Below are 15,755 nucleotides of genomic sequence, written 5' to 3'. Positions count from 1 at the left end.
ATACCCTCGACCTCAACCGAACAGCCCGCGTGCCAGCAAGGCCACTTCGCCCAGTAGGATCATGGTGGCCATCATGCCGAAACCCCAGCGGCTGATGCGGTCCACATGGTTGCGCAAGGCATCGATTTGTACTTGCAGCGGTGCGATGGCTTGGGCGATTTCATCCCGCGTATAAATCTGCATCTCGAGACGCAGTTTGACGAAGCCATCATCAACATATTGCCGCATGCTGGCAAATTGCGCGTCGGTTGATGCCTGCATGCTGGCGAACTGCGCGTCAAAGGATGCCTGCATGCTGGCGAACTGCGCATCAAATGAAGCCTGCATGCTGGCAAAGCGTGCGTCCACATGTTGTCGCAGCAAGGCCAGTTCGCAATTGACGGCATCCAAGGCTTTCTCCTGTCCGGCAATTCGGTCATCCGGAGTCAACTGTTCCATAGCAGCTTCCCGCTGTCGGCAAGCCACCATTGTTTGCCATTTTCGCGCCTTACGCTTTGCGCCGGCGCACAGGTAGCGACGGAACTATTTCGAGGGTGCCTTGTCAGCGTTCCAGGTATCGCGCCACAACAACCACTCTGGCCAGCCAGAACACCGGCAAGTTCCTGTCCGTGGAATCGGATGCAGGCAAATTTATTTCTTGACACCAGCTTTCACATGTAAGATATTTATTACACGTGTCTTCAATTTAAAACAGAAAGGACGTGCCATGAAATATTCGACCACCCTGCTGCTGGCTTCAATCCTGGCCGCGCCAGCGTTTGCAGCCGACGCTCAAATCGGCGACAAGGAACGCATTGACCAGCTGCTTGAACAAAACCGGATGTTGAGCGCCCAGAACGCCCGACTTGCCGAACAATGCGAGCGCCCCAAAACCAAGGAAGAGGCCTTCGCCCTGTGCATGCAAGCCGCACGTGGCGACAAAGGCGCGATGGCGACCGAATCGGTAAGCGCCAACTGCCGCCTGCTGTTGAAGTGAGTGGCATGCAAAAACTGCTGCCCGTGCTCGAAGCGCTCGCCAATCCGCACCGCTTGCGCATCATCGCTGCATTGAAAGCGGACGGCCGCAACTACGTCAGCCAACTGGCGCGCGACGTAGGCATCAGCCGTCCGCTGCTGCACCTGCACCTTGCCAAGCTGGAAGCGGCTGGCCTCGTCACCAGCCAGCATGAACTCTCCAGCGACGGCAAGGCGCTGAACTACTTCGAAGTGGCCGATTTCCGCCTGACGCTCGATCCCGCAGCGATCGTGGAAGCCGCCCAACATCTCAACCTGGAAGAGGAATGACCGTATGTCCGAACATATTTACCTGCTGACCCTGGGCCTGCCGCTGGCCACCGTGCTGGTGGTCTTTGGCATGAAGTACTGGTCTGCCGCGCACAAGGCGCGCGCCGAATCCGCCAGCGCCGAGGCGTACCGCGAACTGGCGGCACGTTCGGCTGCCGCGCAGGCTGAAAACGCTGCCGCGCTGGCGGCCATGCACGCCACGCTGGCAAACATGAACGGCCGCCTGGCCGAAGTCGAAACCATGCTGAAAGAGGTGGGCTGATGCTGGCCCGCCTGTGGCAGCGCGATCCGCGGCATGAAGGCGTCATGCGCATCAACCTCTACTTGCTGCGCCTGCTCTACGCGCTGATGTTCTTCATGCTGGGCCAGACGACCTGGACCGAAATCCTGACCCACCAGGGCCAGTGGGAGCCGAACCAGGCGGTGGCCTGGACGGTGTGGACCGCTTTTGCCACGCTGGCCGGCCTGGGCCTGCTGCGGCCGGTGAAGATGCTGCCGATCATCCTGCTGGAAGTCTTCTACAAAGTGATGTGGCTGGCAATCGTCGCCTACCCGCTCTGGGCGCGCGGCGAACTGGTCGGCTCGCCGGCGGAAAGCACCACCTATGCCTTCCTCGGCGTGCTGCTGGCCATCGTGGCCGTACCCTGGGGCTATATCGCGAAGTCTTACTTCACCTGGCCGTCCCCCACCCAAGCTGCCTGAACATGCCCCTCCTTGCCAGCATAGTATTGGCCGCCGCGCTCACCGCGGCGGCCGCTCCGAAACAGATTTACCAGATGTCGCCGCAGGAAGCCGGTGCCTTCATCGCCGACGTGCGGCGTACCGAACCGGACCTGCGCAAGCGCATCGCCGCCATCGGTCGCCGCAATATCGGCCAGCCATACCAGCTGAACCTGCTGGGCGAGTTCCCCTATGAGCTGCACGACACGCTGCCGATGTACAGCTTGTCCGCCAGCGACTGCCTGGTGTTCGCCGAACATACCTATGCGATGGCGCTCAGCGCCTCGTGGGAAGAGTTCTTCTGGACATTGCAGCGCATCCGCTACAAGGACGGGGTGATCGGCGTGGCCAGCCGCAACCACTACATGGAAGTGGACTGGAACATCAACAACCGCTGGCTGGTATCCGATGCCAGCAGCGGCGCGCGCTATGCCATGCGCGTCGACCGCGCGCAATTCCTGCTGTCCCAGCACCATGTGCGGCGCGACATCCCGCTGCAGGATACGCTGGAAGCCTTCCTGCCGGTCGACCGCGCGCTGCAGGAGTTCGGCACGCTGGACGAAGGCGATATGGTGCAAGTGGTGTCGCTGCGCAAGGGCCAGCACATGGTGACCCACGTCGGCCTGGTCGTGCTTGATGCGCAGGGCGCGCGCCGCTTCCTGCATTCGTCGGCGCCGGCAGTGCGCGAAGAATCTTTCGCAGCTTTCATTGCGCGCACCCAGGCACGCGCCAACAACGGCCTGGCAGGCTTCAAGTTCATGCGCCTGAACGAGGCCATCGTGGTGCCGCCGGCGGCACCACAGCCGCGTCCCGCAGCCTGACAACAAAAAACCCCGCCGGGGCGGGGTTCTTCATGCGGCGCGAAAGAGGATTACTCTTTGGCAGCAGCGGCTTCAGCAGCAACAGCGCCGGCTGGCACGGATGCGGTAGCGACGGTGGCATCGGAACCGTGGGTCACGATGGTCACGCCTTTCGGCAGCTTCAGTTCGGAAGCGTGGATCGACTGGCCGACATCCATCTTCGACAGGTCAACGGTCAGGAACTCTGGCAGGTCAGCTGGCAGGCAGGAGATTTCGATCTCGTTGGCCACGTGGCTGATGGTTGCGGAGTGCAGCTTGACAGCTGGGGACACGTCAGCGTTTTCGAAGTGCAGGGCAACTTTCACGTGCAGTGGCTTGTTGGCGTCAACGCGCTGGAAGTCAGCGTGCAGAACCAGTTGCTTGAACGCGTGCATCTGGAAGTCACGCAGCAGCACTTTCTGTACGGCGCCGTCGATTTCCATATCCAGGATGGAGGAGTGGAAAGCTTCTTTTTTCAGCGCGTGGAACAGTGCGTTGTGGTCCAGGGCGATGGTCACAGGGGCTTCGGTGCCACCGTAGATGATGCCAGGGGTCTGGCCGGAATTGCGCAGGCGGCGGCTCGCACCCGTACCTTGCAGATCACGTTTGAATGCTACAACTTTCATGGAATACTCCAAAAAATAAAACAAGGCTGGCGCCTTGTTGAGAAACGAAGTGCCCCGCGACCAGGGCACTTCAACAAATCGGCCACGGCTTGCGCCGCGGCCGGAAAATCGTTTAGTCGACGAACAGGGAGATCACGGAATCGCCCTTGATGATGCGCTTGAAGGTCTCTGCCAGCAACGGTGCGCAGGTCAGTTGACGGATCTTGCCGCATGCCTTGGCGGCCTCGGACAGCGGGATGGTGTCGGTCACCACCAGCTCGTCCAGCGAAGAGCCAGAGATGCGGTCGATTGCCGGGCCCGACAGCACAGCGTGGGTGCAGTAAGCGACCACTTTCTTGGCGCCGCGCTCTTTCAGCACCTCGGCAGCCTTGACCAGGGTGCCTGCGGTGTCGACCATGTCGTCCATGATCACGCAGTTGCGGCCTTCAACGTCGCCGATGATATTCATCACTTCGGACACGTTGGCTTTCGGACGGCGCTTGTCGATGATGGCCAGGTCGCAGTTCAGGCGCTTGGCCAGTGCACGGGCACGTACCACGCCGCCGACGTCCGGCGACACCACCAGCAAGTCTTCTTCGTTCTTCTTCTGCAGGTCGCCCAGCAGGATTGGCGACGCGTAAATATTGTCAACCGGGATATCGAAGAAGCCCTGGATCTGGTCAGCGTGCAAGTCCATGATCAGGACGCGCTCGACGCCGGCTTCTTCCAGCATATTGGCTACCACTTTTGCCGAAATGGCCACGCGGGCGGAACGCGGGCGGCGATCCTGGCGGGCATAGCCAAAGTAAGGAATTGCAGCAGTGATACGGCCGGCGGACGCGCGTTTCAGGGCATCGACCATCAGGATCAGTTCCATCAGGTTGTCGTTGGTCGGTGCGCAGGTCGATTGCAGGACGAAGACATCTTTACCACGGACGTTTTCGTTGATTTCGACCATGACTTCGCCGTCCGAGAACTTCGAAACGACTGCTTTGCCGAGTGGGATGCCGAGATTTTTCGCGACCCCTTCTGCTAAGGCTGGATTAGCGTTGCCGGTAAAAACCATCAGGTTTTCGTAAGCCATGGGAGTCCCGAGAGATAGTGTTGAATTCTTGAGGCACTCCTGCGGAGCAGGAGCTTTCGTCTTCACCCTGGCTGGAGACTGCTGCCTCGACAGAACCAGGGAAAACGGTGGCAGGGGAACAAGGATTCGAACCTTGGTATGCCGGAATCAAAATCCGGTGCCTTAACCAGCTTGGCGATTCCCCTACTCTTAACTGACTGTCTTTCGTCAGTAGGCCGACATTATATAGCCTATTTCACGAAAAACCAAATCTTTTTACGCTTCACAACTTTGCGATGATCGGATGCTGTTTCAGCGCCCGCGCTTTCCATCCGGTCCAGGCGCCCGGCACTTTCGCAAGTACCGCATCGGCCTGTCCTTCGCTTTGGACTGCGACGAACACACAAGCTCCGGAGCCAGTCATCCTGGCGTCACCGTAAGCGCCCAGCCATTCTACCGCTTCTGCTACCTGCGGGAATAAGCGGCACGCCACTTGTTGCAAATCGTTCTTTCCAAACTGGCGCAGATCTTGTCGATTTGCGTGGTGGCTGGAAAAGTCCGACATCTTAACGGGCGGAGTATCCCTTGTCAAATGCTCGGAGGTAAAAATCTGCGCCGTCGGGCAAGCCACGCCTGGCTCGATAACCACATACCAACAGTCCGGTGCGTCGACCGCTTGCAGCTCTTCGCCCACGCCTTCGGCAAAGCCGGTCTGGCCGAAGATAAAGAACGGCACGTCGGCGCCGAGCGGCAGCGCCAACGCCATCAGTTCTTCGCGCTGCAGCCCGGCGCCCCACAGCCGGTTCAGCGCCATGAACGTGGTGGCCGCATCGGAGGAGCCACCGCCCAGGCCGCCGCCCATGGGCAGGATCTTGTCGATGGTGATATTCACTCCGGGCGGCAGCGCACCCGTGCGGCGCCGGACTTCCGCCTGCAGGATGCGGGCGGCGCGGATCACCAGGTCCTGCTCGGCGGGAACGCCCGGGATGTCATTGATGCGGTGCAGCTCGCCATCGCCACGCAGCGAGAAATGCAGGCGATCGCAGCGATCGATGATCTGGAATACCGATTGCAGCAGATGGTAGCCATCGGCACGACGGCCGTTCACGTGCAGGAACAGGTTCAGTTTGGCCGGGGCCGGGCAGTTCAACAGGCTGTTCATATTATTCGGAGAGCACGATCCGCAAGGCCATTTGCTGCACATCCCCGCCGCCCGGATGCTCGGCATCAATCCGTTTCGGGCGCGGCGGTGAGCTGCCGGGCTGCCAGTCGGTGTAGTGCAGGCGCCAGCCTTCGCGCGTGCTCACTTCGCTGTGGGCGGGACTGGCCGACCACGGCTTGCCATCGGCAGCGGTGGCATGGCCTTGCAGCCAGCCGCGCAACCCGGCCACCGGCAGCGCCCAGCCGAGGGCGCGCGCGCTCAGGGCGTCGACGCTTGGCGCGCTCAGCGGAGGCTTGTTGCCGCCTTCGCGCAGCGTGGCGCCCTGCGGCGTCACATTGATCGTGGCGACCTTGCTGCCGAACGGGTCGAACAGCGCGACGTCGGTGCTCTGCGCGTCCTGCTTCCAGTCGAATTTGACGGTGCTCGATTCCTGCTTGCCGTCCTTGAGGTAGCGCACGTTCAGCCGGCCCGACAAAGCCACGCTGTCGGCATACGGCGCAACGACGGCAGTCGATGGCGGGGCGGATGGCGTGGTGGCGCAGCCGCACAAGATGGCAGCCGCGCCGGCGAGGGCGGCAAGTGTCTTAAAGCTCATCAGATTCCAGCGTTGAGGCGCGCCAGCGTGCTGCGCAGCGCGTCGTTTTTCGGGTCCTTGTCGCGCGCTTCGCGCCACAACCTGGCGGCGCCGGCCTTGTCGCCCTGCTTCCACAGCACTTCGCCCAGGTGGACAGCGATTTCTGCGTCGCTGCGCAGCGCATAGGCCTGGCGCAACGATTGCTCGGCTTCTTGCAGTTTGCCCATGCGGAACAGCACCCAGCCCATGCTGTCCATGATGTACGGATCGCCCGGCGCCATCTTCAATGCCTTGTCGATCAGTTCATAGGCTTCGTCCAGGCGCACATTGCGGTCCGCCAGCGAGTAGCCCAGCGCATTGTAGGCGTGGTGATTGTCGGGCACCGATTCGATCACCTTGCGCAGCGCGGTTTCCATCGCTTCCACCTTGCCCAGCTTTTCGGCCGCCAGCGCGTAGTCATACATCAGGTCAGGGCTGTTGGGGAAGCGCAGCACGCCATCCTGCAAGGTCTTGAAGGCTTCCTGCACGCGGCCGGAGTCGCGCAACAGCTGGCCTTCAGTCTGCAGGATCTGCACTTGCTCGGCCGGGTCGGCCGGCGTGATGTCTTTCAACTGGGCGCGGGCGCCGTCGACGTCGCCTTTGCGGGCCGTGAGGTGGGCGCGTTTCAGGCGGGCCGCCAGGATGGTGCGCGCATCTTCGCCGTCGATCTTGTCCAGCCACGCCAGCGCGCCATCGAGGTCGCCCTTTTCTTCGGCGATCTGGGCCAGCAACATCAGCGCCTTGTTCGGATCGCGCTCCGGATCAGGCGCCGCATCCAGCACTTCCACATAGCGCTTGAAATAGCCTTCCGCCGACTTGTTGTCCTGGCCTTGCAGGGCCAGGATGCCGAGCGCGTACACGGTGCCGGGATGGTCGGGCTGCTCTTTCAGCAACAACAGGAATTGCTCGCGCGCCTGGTCGTACTGCTTCTGCTCCACCAGCAGGCGGGCATAGGCCGAGCGCACTTCGCGCGCGGACGGATATTTCTGCAGGAAGTCGGCGAACAGCTTTTGCGCGCCATCCAGGTCGCCCAGCATTTGCGCCATGGTCAGCGTGGCCAGTTCGGAATCGGGCTTGATGGCAACCGCTTTCTGCGCTTCGGCGCGGGCGCGCCCGGCATCGGTGGCGGCGTTGGCGCCCTGTGCCAGCACCAGGTGCGCTTCCTGCGTATTCAGGTAGGGCTGCAGCACGCGCTCCATCAAGCCAAAGGCGGCGGTCTTGTCTTTGGCGCGCAGCAGGAATTGCTGCATCTGGAACATCAGCAGCGGACGGCCGTTCGGCGGCGCGGCTTTCAGGCGCTGCGCGAACAGGGTTTCCGCCTCGCCCAGGTCGTCGCCCAGCACGGCAAAGCCGAGGAAGTATTGCGCCGCCTCCTCGGAATCGGGCGCCAGCTCGCGCCACAGGCGGATCGCCGCCAGCGCCTCGTTGCCCTGCTTGGCCGACAGCGCCATCTCGGAAGCGCGGCGCGCCAGGCGCGGATCGCGCGTCTGCTGTGCCAGCACCATCATCGCCACATATGCGCTTTGCCACTGGCCGCGCTTGAAATCGAGTTCCGCCTTGGTCAACTTGTAGAACAAGTCGCTGGTCAATTCGACATTGGGCAGCTTGTCGTCAGGCGGGGCGGCCTTGGCGATGGCGTCGGCGGCCGGCGTGGGCGGTGCGACTGAGGGGGTTGCAGGCTCGGGCGCGGCCGGTTCCGGCGGCACGACTGCACAGGCGGACACCAGGGCCGACAGGGTTACAATGGCGAATGCGTTTTTCAAAGGGAGATCCTGCAAATCGGGCTCAAGACTTGATTCTACGCCAACCTGTAGAAAACCACCCTCATGCCTGAATTGCCAGAAGTAGAAGTCACCCGGCGCGGTGTCGCTCCCCACATCGAAGGCCGCATCGTGCGCAACGTGGTGCTGCGCCGCGACGGCTTGCGCTGGCCCTTTCCGGACGAGCTGCCGGAGCTGCTGGCCGGCCACCGCATCGTGGCAACCGACCGCCGCGGCAAATACCTGCTGCTGCAATTCGAGCATGGCACGCTGATCATCCACCTTGGCATGAGCGGCCACCTGCGCGTGCTGCCCACCGGCATACCGCCGGAAAAACATGATCATTTCGACATGACGGTGGAAGGCGCGGACGGCAAGCATGTGCTGCGGCTGACCGATCCACGCCGCTTTGGCGCCGTGCTGTGGCATGCCATGCAAGACGGCGACCTGGCCCAGCACACGCTGTTGCGCGGCCTGGGCGTGGAGCCTTTGGGGCCGGCGTTTACCGGCAAACTGCTGTTCGAACAGACCCGCACGCGCAGCGCAGCGATCAAGCAGGTACTGATTGCCGGCGACCTCGTGGTGGGCGTGGGGAATATTTACTGTTCTGAAAGCCTGTTCCGGGCCGGAATCAACCCGAAAACCGCCGCCAACCGCATCAGCGCGGCCCGCTACGACCGGCTGGCACAGGCCATCCGCGACGTGCTGGCCGAGGCAATTGTGCAAGGAGGCAGCACTTTACGCGATTTTATCGGGGTAAATGGACAATCAGGGTATTTCCAACAGTCATATTTCGTCTATGATCGTGCTGGTGTGCCTTGCCGTTGTTGCGGCGCGCCTGTGCGCCAGATCAAGCAGGGCCAACGATCTACTTTTTATTGTGTAAACTGCCAGAAATAACGAGAAGCTAATGGTACGGGACCTCGAACAATACAGCCAATGGCGCCAAGGCGTCATGGGCGCCGTCGCAAACTACCGAGACTGGATCGTGCAGGCCGATCTGTCCGACGCCGCGACCGAACAACGCCTGGCGCAAACGCTATCCAAACTGGCCGACGACAAGCTGTCGGTCGCCTTTGTGGCGGAATTTTCGCGCGGCAAATCTGAACTGATCAATTCGATCTTCTTCGCCGATTTCGGCCAGCGCATCCTGCCCTCGGCAGCCGGCCGCACCACCATGTGCCCGACCGAGCTGATGTACGACCCGGCGTATCCTGCCTGCATCCGCCTGCTGCCGATCGAAACGCGCGCCGAAAACCTGTCGACCAGCGACTACCGCGATGAGCCGCACGCCTGGACCGTCCTGCCGCTGCAGCTCGATTCGCCGGAACATATGCAGGAAGTGTTCAAGCAGGTCAGCCTGACCCGCCATGTGCCGGTCGAGGAAGCCAAGCGCTACGGCCTGTACGACGAGAACGATCCCGACATGGGCGCCACGCTGGACAACAACGGCCTGGTCGAGATCTCGCAGTGGCGCCACGCCATCATCAATTTCCCGCACCCGCTGCTGAAACAAGGCCTGGTGATCCTCGATACGCCGGGCCTGAACGCCATCGGTACCGAGCCGGAACTGACGCTGAACATGATCCCGCACGCGCATGCGGTGCTGTTCATCCTGGCCGCCGATACCGGCGTCACCAAGAGCGATATCGAAGTGTGGCGCACCCACATCGGCAACGGCGCCGGCCGCATGGTCGTGCTGAACAAGATCGACTCGATGTGGGACCCGCTGCGCAGCGAAGAAGAAATCGAATCGGCCATCGCGCGCCAGCGCGAGCACGCCGCCCATATGCTGGGACTCGATGCGCGCCAGGTGTTCCCGGTCTCGGCGCAGAAGGCGTTGCTGGGCAAGATCACCGGCGACCATGAGCTGGTGCACAAGAGCCGCATGAAGCAACTCGAGAGCGCGCTGTTCAACGAACTGATCCCGGCGCGCAAGGACATCATCCGCCGCCGCCTGGGCGACGAACTGGCAGCGCTCAGCGGTGCCCAGTACGCGGCGCTGTCGGCCAAGACGCGCGGCATCGTCGAGCAGCTGCTGGAGTTGAAGGGCCTGCGCGGCAAGAACCAGTCGGTGATTGCGCACATGGCACGCCGCGTGGAAGCGGAGAAGAAGGAGTTCGACGAAAGCCTGTTCAAGCTGCAGGCCACGCGCGCCGTGTTCACCCGCCTGTCCACCGAGCTGTATTCCAGCCTGGGCATGGGCATCCTGCGCGACAACCTGATCAAGGCGCGTGCCGAAATGCAGAACAGCCGCTTCACCACCGGCCTGCGCGATGCGATCAAGATTTACTTCGACAACATCCACGCCAACCTGGATGAATCGGAGCGCAAGATCGAAGAGATCCGCAGCATGATGGAAACCATGTACAAGAAGTTCTCGGCGGAGCACGGCCTGACCCTGCCGCTGCCGATGGCCTTCTCGCTGGCCAAGTACCGCGATGAGATCAACGAAGCCCATGGCATCTACGAGAAGCAGTTCGGTACCGCCGTGATGCTGACCACTTCGCGCGTGGTGCTGATGGAGCGCTTCTTCGATTCCGTGGCGTCGGCAGTCAAGCGCTGCTTCAAGGCGGCCAATGCCGATACCGATGCCTGGCTGAAGGTGATCATGGCCCCGCTGGAAGCGCAGATCCGCCAGCACAAGGAGCAGCTGAAACACCGCCAGCAATCGATCGCGCGCATCCACGATGCGACCGATACGCTGGAGCAGAAGATCGAAGCGTTCGAGACCACCCAGGCCGAGCTGGAGGCTCAGAAGGCCAAGCTGGCCGCACTGGCTACCGCCATCAGCGATGCCATTGCGGCCGATCATGTCGTACTGGAGGCAGCGGCGTAATTGCAGTACCAAGACCCGAGCTTTTCTGCCACGCTGGTTGCGTGGCAGAAGCAACATGGCCGGCACGACCTGCCGTGGCAGAACACCCGCGATGCCTACCTGGTGTGGCTGTCCGAAATCATGCTGCAGCAGACGCAGGTTTCGGCGGTGCTGGGGTATTACGCGCGCTTCCTCGAACGCTTCCCTACCCTCGCTTCGCTCGCCGCCGCGCCGGTTGAAGACGTGATGGCGCAGTGGGCCGGCCTGGGCTACTACACCCGCGCCCGCAACCTGCACAAGTGCGCGCAGCGCGTGGTGGCCGAGTATGGCGGCGTATTTCCCGCCGACCCGGCCCGGCTCGCCGAACTGCCCGGCATCGGGCGTTCCACGGCAGCCGCCATTGCGGCGTTCTCCGCCGGCCGCCGCGCCGCCATCATGGACGGCAATGTGAAGCGCGTGTTCGCGCGCGTATTCGGCATCGACACCTACCCCGGCGAACGCAAGACCGAAGAAGCCATGTGGGCGCGCGCGGAAGCGCTGGCGCCGGCCGAAGGTATCGAGGCTTACACCCAGGGCTTGATGGACATGGGGGCGACGCTGTGCACGCGCAGCAGCCCCTCCTGCGAGCGCTGCCCGATGGCGCCGCGCTGCGTCGCCTTCGCCACCGGCCGCACCGCCGAACTGCCGGTGCGCAAGCCGAAAAAGGCCACGCCGGAGAAAGCGGCGCACATGCTGCTGGTAGTCGATCGCGGCCAGGTGCTGCTGGAACAGCGTCCAGCCAGCGGCATCTGGGGCGGCCTGCTGTCGCTGCCCGAACTGGCAGGCCACACGGCGCTCGCCGCGCCAGCCGAGCCACCCGGCGATGCGACAGTGGCCGCCGCGGTACAGCCGTTCGGCACGATGGAATCCCTGGAGCGCCTGTTGCCGGTGCTGCACATCTTCACCCACTACAAGCTGCACATCCACCCCTTGCTGGTAACGCTTTCCAGCCGCGCCGCGCTGGCCGGCGAACAGCGCTACGCCTGGCTCGACGCCGCCGCCATTCCCGGCGCCGCGCTGCCCGCCCCGATCAAGAAACTCCTGCTCGACTTGCTGGGCGAGCGCAGCCAGGCGCGCATGTTCTGAGCGCGGTCAGGAGATAAATAGTTTCGCGAGGTTCAAAGCAGTTCCGATGACGCTGACGATGCTTGCGGCCATTGCACCGATCACCCATTTGACCAGGCGTGTTTCCATGCGCGCCATCTGGGTTTCAAGCCGCGCAATGTCTTCTTTCCTTGCGTAGTTGGCTCTGATGATGGCAACGTCGCGTTCAATCTCTGCGTGGCGTCGCTCATGCGCCAAGGAAGCGCCTTCTTGCTCGCCAACCATAAGTCCTCCTGTCCAGGCGCCATGGCTATTCTGCGCCGGGCCGGGGAGGACTTCAAGCAAGCCCAGGCTTAGCGCAGGCGGCGCGTCAGTACATTGCTCAATGGCCGCACCAGGAACAGCAGCATGAAGGCGAAGTTGGCCATGCCGGGCGCCTGCCCCGCCAGCACGACGGTCAGTGCCGCCACGGCAATCAGGATGCCCTGGCGGATGCACACGCCGGCATAGCTCGCCTTGTCCATCGGGTGCGCGCACAGCTCCGGATGCCGGTAAATGCGCGCCGCCACCAGCAGCGAGCCGATGGCCATCAGCGTCATCACGCTGGCATCCGCTTGCGCCAGCTGCGACAGGAAGCGCCCGTTCACGGCCGAGGCGAACGGCAGCAAGCTGGCACCGGCCAGCATCAGGATGGTGTACCAGGTCAGCGGCCCATCCAGGTGGCGTACGTAGCTGTACAGGCGATGGTTGCCGACCCAGAAGATCGCCAGCACCAGGAAGCTGATGACCCAGGAGCCAAAAGTCGGCGCCAGTTCACCCAGCACATGCAGCAGTTCCGCACTGCTGGTGGCTGGCACATGTTCTGGCAGCTTCAGCTCGATCACGAGCAGGGTCATGGCGACGGCGAAGATGCCGTCCACCAGGGCTTCAATGCGGTGTTTGCTGAGTTGCGGGCTGGCGCCGGCGGTCGCGGCAATGTCGGTCATGATTCTTCTGGCAAGTGTTGGTTGCCAGAAGATTAACCCGGCGCGCGTGGCGATGCAAGGCTAGAGGTCTTCCAGCGAATAAATGCGACGGTGCTCGGCAATGGCGTAGCGGTCGGTCATGCCGGCGATATAGTCGGCCACCCGGCGTGCCTGGCCTGGCATGTCGCCGCGCTCGGTGCGGTAGTCGGGCGGCAGCAGCGCCGGGTCGGCGGTGAACGCGTGGTACAACTCGCGCACCATGCGGCTGGCCTTCAGGCGCATGCGGTTGACCTTGTAATGCCGGTACAGGTTCTCGTGCAGGAAGCGCTTGAGCTCCGTGGCGTCCCGGCGCATCTGGTCGGAGAAACGGATCAGCGCCGGCGCCGCACGCACATCGTCCATGCCTTGCGGCTGGTGCGCGGCAATGCGCTCCAGCGACGTGGCGATCAGGTCATCCGCCAGCGCCGTGATCAGGCGGCGCAGGGTTTCGTAGATGGCACGACGGCCGGCCAGCCCCGGATGGGCGGCCTGCACTTCGCGCCACAAGCGGCCGAAGAAAGCCACTTCCTCCAGTTGGGCAATGGCGATCAGCCCCGAGCGCAGGCCATCGTCGATATCGTGGCTGTTGTAGGCGATTTCATCGGCCAGGTTGGTCAATTGGGCTTCCAGCGAAGGCTGCGTCTTGTCGAGGAAGCGCTGCGCCACGTCGCCCAGCAGGCGCGCGTTGTTGACGGAGCAGTGCTTCAAGATGCCTTCGCGCGTTTCGAACATCAGGTTCAGGCCATCGAAGGCGCCGTACTGCTCTTCCAGCAGATCCACCACACGCAGGCTTTGCAGGTTGTGTTCGAAGCCGCCGTGTTCCTTCATGCATTCGTGCAGCACGTCCTGGCCCACATGGCCGAACGGCGTGTGGCCCAAGTCGTGCGCCAGGGCGATGGCTTCCACCAGGTCTTCGTTCAGGCGCAGGTTGCGCGCCAGCGAGCGGCCGATCTGGGCCACTTCCAGGCTGTGCGTCAGGCGGGTGCGGAACAGGTCCCCTTCGTGGTTGAGGAAGACCTGGGTCTTGTATTCAAGCCGGCGGAAGGCGGTCGAATGGATGATGCGGTCGCGGTCGCGCTGGAACTGGGAGCGCGAGGCGTGCGGGGTTTCGGGGAAGCGACGGCCGCGCCCCTTGTCTGAATGTGCTGCGTAGGGGGCGAGCGTCTCTTCCATATCACTCCGTGCAGGCAGCCAGGGTTTGCCACAGCAGGTCCTGCGGCGCCGTCGTGATGCGGGCTTTGCCCAGCGGGTCGAGCAGGATGAACTTGATCGCGCCGCCCTCGTTCTTCTTGTCCACTTCCATCAGCTCCAGCCAGCGCCCGCGGCCCAGGTCAGGCGCCGCGATCGGCAAGCCGGCTGCCGACACCAGGTCGCGGATGCGTTCCACCGTGGCGGTGTCGATGAAGCCCAGGCGCTGCGACAGGTCGGCCGCCATCACCATGCCGCAACCGACCGCCTCGCCGTGCAGCCAGGCACCGTAGCCCATGCCCGCCTCGATGGCGTGGCCGAAGGTGTGGCCGAAATTCAGGATCGCGCGCAGGCCGCCTTCGCGCTCGTCCTGGCGCACCACGTCGGCCTTGATCTCGCAGGAACGGGCGATGGCATACGCCAGCGCACCCTTGTCGCGCGCCATCAGCAAGCCCATGTTCGCTTCGATCCAGTCGAAGAACGGCAGGTCGATGATGCAGCCGTACTTGATCACTTCGGCCAGGCCGGCCGACAGTTCGCGCACCGGCAGCGTTTCCAGCGTGCTGGTGTCGGCGATCACCGCCTTCGGCTGGTAGAAGGCGCCGATCATGTTCTTGCCCAGCGGGTGGTTGATGCCGGTCTTGCCGCCCACCGAGGAATCGACCTGGGACAGCAAAGTGGTCGGCAACTGCACGAAGTCGACGCCGCGCATGTACGAAGCGGCAGCGTAGCCGGTCATGTCGCCGATCACCCCACCGCCCAGCGCCACCAGGGTGGTCTTGCGGTCGGCCTTGTTGGCCAGCAGCGCATCGAACACCTGCATCAGCGATGCCCAGTGCTTGTGCTCTTCGCCGTCGGGCAGCACCACCTCGATCACTTCCTTGCCGGCCGCGGCCAGCGGGGCGCGCACGCGCTCCATGTACAGCGGCGCCACCGTGTCGTTGGAGACGATGGCGACCTTCTTGCCGCCCACGTATTTGGCCAGCAGGCTGGCATCGTCCAGCAGCGCCGGGCCGATGGCGATCGGGTAGCTGCGCTCGGCCAGGTCGACCTGGAGCAGGATATTGGTTTGTTCGTTCATGGCGGGTTGTGCCTGGGTCACGCAATTGGGCGCGGCCTGGCAGGCCAGCGCATCGAGTTGGTTGATGATGTTCTGGACCATCGATGGTACGTTGGGGCGGCCGGTGTCGATGACCAGGTCGGCCATGTCCATGTACAGCGGCTCGCGCTGCGCCAGCAATTCTTCGAGTTTCTTGCGGGGATCGGCGGTCTGCAGCAGGGGCCGGTTCTTGTCGTGCGCGGTACGCGACAGGATCGAGTTGATCGAGGCACGCAGGTAGATCACGGTGCCGCGTGCCTGCAGCAGGGTACGGCTGGCTTCATTGAGGATGGCGCCGCCGCCGGTGGCCAGCACCAGGCCTTGCTCGCTGGTCAGCTCGCGGATGACTTCCGCTTCGCGCCGGCGAAAGGCCGCTTCGCCTTCGATCTCGAAGATCCACGGGATCGAGGCCCCGGTGCGGCTTTCTATTTCATGATCGGAATCGACAAACCGCAAGCCCAGCTTGCGGGCGAGCTGGCGACCAATGGTCGTCTTGCCCGCCCCCATCAACCCAACT

Annotated in this window: 18 protein-coding genes and 1 tRNA gene; 8 read left to right on the top strand and 11 right to left on the bottom strand. The window is 63.2% G+C overall.

Annotation, left to right across the window (positions count from 1 at the left end):
- Positions 1-12 precede the first annotated feature (12 nt).
- Positions 13-438 (bottom strand): hypothetical protein, encoded by a 426-nt coding sequence (locus BM269_RS14900; protein ID WP_090438059.1) that lies wholly within the window; start codon positions 436-438, stop codon positions 13-15.
- A gap of 268 nt (positions 439-706) precedes the next feature.
- On the opposite strand from BM269_RS14900, the gene BM269_RS14895 reads away from it, so the two are divergent.
- Genes BM269_RS14895 through BM269_RS14875 form a run of 5 tightly spaced genes read left to right on the top strand, consistent with a single transcriptional unit; the run spans position 707 to position 2,825 of the window.
- Positions 707-976, top strand: a complete 270-nt coding sequence (locus BM269_RS14895; protein ID WP_090438056.1) for a hypothetical protein — start codon at positions 707-709, stop codon at positions 974-976.
- A 5-nt stretch (positions 977-981) separates the two neighbouring features.
- Positions 982-1,284 (top strand): ArsR/SmtB family transcription factor, encoded by a 303-nt coding sequence (locus tag BM269_RS14890; protein ID WP_090438053.1) that lies wholly within the window; start codon positions 982-984, stop codon positions 1,282-1,284.
- Between the two features lie 4 nt (positions 1,285-1,288).
- Positions 1,289-1,546, top strand: a complete 258-nt coding sequence (locus tag BM269_RS14885) for a hypothetical protein (RefSeq protein ID WP_090438051.1) — start codon at positions 1,289-1,291, stop codon at positions 1,544-1,546.
- A complete protein-coding gene (locus tag BM269_RS14880; RefSeq protein ID WP_090438048.1) occupies positions 1,546-1,986 on the top strand; it encodes a hypothetical protein in 441 nt (146 codons plus the stop codon). The genes BM269_RS14885 and BM269_RS14880 overlap by 1 nt, the downstream gene beginning before the upstream one ends.
- A gap of 2 nt (positions 1,987-1,988) precedes the next feature.
- On the top strand, positions 1,989-2,825 hold the full coding sequence (locus BM269_RS14875) for an N-acetylmuramoyl-L-alanine amidase-like domain-containing protein (RefSeq protein WP_090438045.1): 837 nt from the start codon (positions 1,989-1,991) through the stop codon (positions 2,823-2,825).
- Positions 2,826-2,875: 50 nt separating this feature from the next.
- On the opposite strand, the gene BM269_RS14870 is transcribed toward BM269_RS14875, so the two are convergent.
- The 6 genes from BM269_RS14870 to BM269_RS14845 all read right to left on the bottom strand — a co-directional run bounded on the left by BM269_RS14870 (position 2,876) and on the right by BM269_RS14845 (position 8,049).
- Positions 2,876-3,469: a 50S ribosomal protein L25/general stress protein Ctc gene (locus BM269_RS14870; protein ID WP_090438043.1), complete on the bottom strand. Its 594-nt coding sequence runs from the start codon at positions 3,467-3,469 to the stop codon at positions 2,876-2,878.
- Positions 3,470-3,581: 112 nt separating this feature from the next.
- Positions 3,582-4,532, bottom strand: a complete 951-nt coding sequence (locus tag BM269_RS14865) for a ribose-phosphate pyrophosphokinase (RefSeq protein ID WP_090438040.1) — start codon at positions 4,530-4,532, stop codon at positions 3,582-3,584.
- 108 nt (positions 4,533-4,640) lie between these two features.
- Positions 4,641-4,717: transfer RNA gene (locus tag BM269_RS14860), tRNA-Gln, on the bottom strand.
- A gap of 77 nt (positions 4,718-4,794) precedes the next feature.
- Complete coding sequence (ispE, locus tag BM269_RS14855; protein ID WP_090438037.1) at positions 4,795-5,673, bottom strand: 4-(cytidine 5'-diphospho)-2-C-methyl-D-erythritol kinase; 879 nt, start codon at positions 5,671-5,673, stop codon at positions 4,795-4,797.
- 1 nt (position 5,674) lies between these two features.
- Positions 5,675-6,268, bottom strand: a complete 594-nt coding sequence (locus BM269_RS14850) for an outer membrane lipoprotein LolB (RefSeq protein ID WP_090438035.1) — start codon at positions 6,266-6,268, stop codon at positions 5,675-5,677.
- On the bottom strand, positions 6,268-8,049 hold the full coding sequence (locus tag BM269_RS14845) for a tetratricopeptide repeat protein (protein ID WP_090438032.1): 1,782 nt from the start codon (positions 8,047-8,049) through the stop codon (positions 6,268-6,270). Before BM269_RS14845 ends, BM269_RS14850 begins: the two co-directional genes overlap by 1 nt.
- 63 nt (positions 8,050-8,112) lie before the next feature.
- Here BM269_RS14845 and mutM point away from each other — a divergent pair, with 63 nt between their 5' ends.
- The 3 genes from mutM to mutY are packed head-to-tail and all read left to right on the top strand — an operon-like array spanning position 8,113 to position 11,989.
- Positions 8,113-8,946, top strand: a complete 834-nt coding sequence (gene mutM, locus BM269_RS14840; RefSeq protein WP_090438029.1) for a bifunctional DNA-formamidopyrimidine glycosylase/DNA-(apurinic or apyrimidinic site) lyase — start codon at positions 8,113-8,115, stop codon at positions 8,944-8,946.
- Positions 8,947-8,956: 10 nt separating this feature from the next.
- Positions 8,957-10,885 carry a dynamin family protein gene (locus BM269_RS14835; RefSeq protein ID WP_090438026.1) on the top strand — a complete coding sequence of 643 codons (1,929 nt, stop codon included), beginning with the start codon at positions 8,957-8,959 and terminating at the stop codon, positions 10,883-10,885.
- Positions 10,886-11,989 carry an A/G-specific adenine glycosylase gene (gene mutY / locus BM269_RS14830; protein ID WP_090438023.1) on the top strand — a complete coding sequence of 368 codons (1,104 nt, stop codon included), beginning with the start codon at positions 10,886-10,888 and terminating at the stop codon, positions 11,987-11,989.
- Between the two features lie 6 nt (positions 11,990-11,995).
- On the opposite strand, the gene BM269_RS14825 is transcribed toward mutY, so the two are convergent.
- From BM269_RS14825 to aroKB, 4 genes are all read right to left on the bottom strand, one after another.
- A complete protein-coding gene (locus tag BM269_RS14825; protein ID WP_090438021.1) occupies positions 11,996-12,232 on the bottom strand; it encodes a hypothetical protein in 237 nt (78 codons plus the stop codon).
- 68 nt (positions 12,233-12,300) lie between these two features.
- Positions 12,301-12,933, bottom strand: coding sequence for a TMEM175 family protein (locus tag BM269_RS14820; RefSeq protein WP_090438018.1), 633 nt, complete (start codon positions 12,931-12,933; stop codon positions 12,301-12,303).
- Positions 12,934-12,993: 60 nt separating this feature from the next.
- Positions 12,994-14,124 (bottom strand): deoxyguanosinetriphosphate triphosphohydrolase, encoded by a 1,131-nt coding sequence (locus BM269_RS14815; protein WP_090438015.1) that lies wholly within the window; start codon positions 14,122-14,124, stop codon positions 12,994-12,996.
- 1 nt (position 14,125) lies between these two features.
- Positions 14,126-15,745 carry a bifunctional shikimate kinase/3-dehydroquinate synthase AroKB gene (aroKB, locus tag BM269_RS14810; protein ID WP_373994396.1) on the bottom strand — a complete coding sequence of 540 codons (1,620 nt, stop codon included), beginning with the start codon at positions 15,743-15,745 and terminating at the stop codon, positions 14,126-14,128.
- Positions 15,746-15,755 lie beyond the last annotated feature (10 nt).

Source organism: Duganella sp. CF458, from assembly GCF_900113115.1.
Taxonomy (GTDB): Bacteria; Pseudomonadota; Gammaproteobacteria; order Burkholderiales; family Burkholderiaceae_D; genus Rugamonas.
Note: the sequence above shows the minus strand (reverse complement) of the source record. Positions and strands in the feature narration are given on the sequence as shown.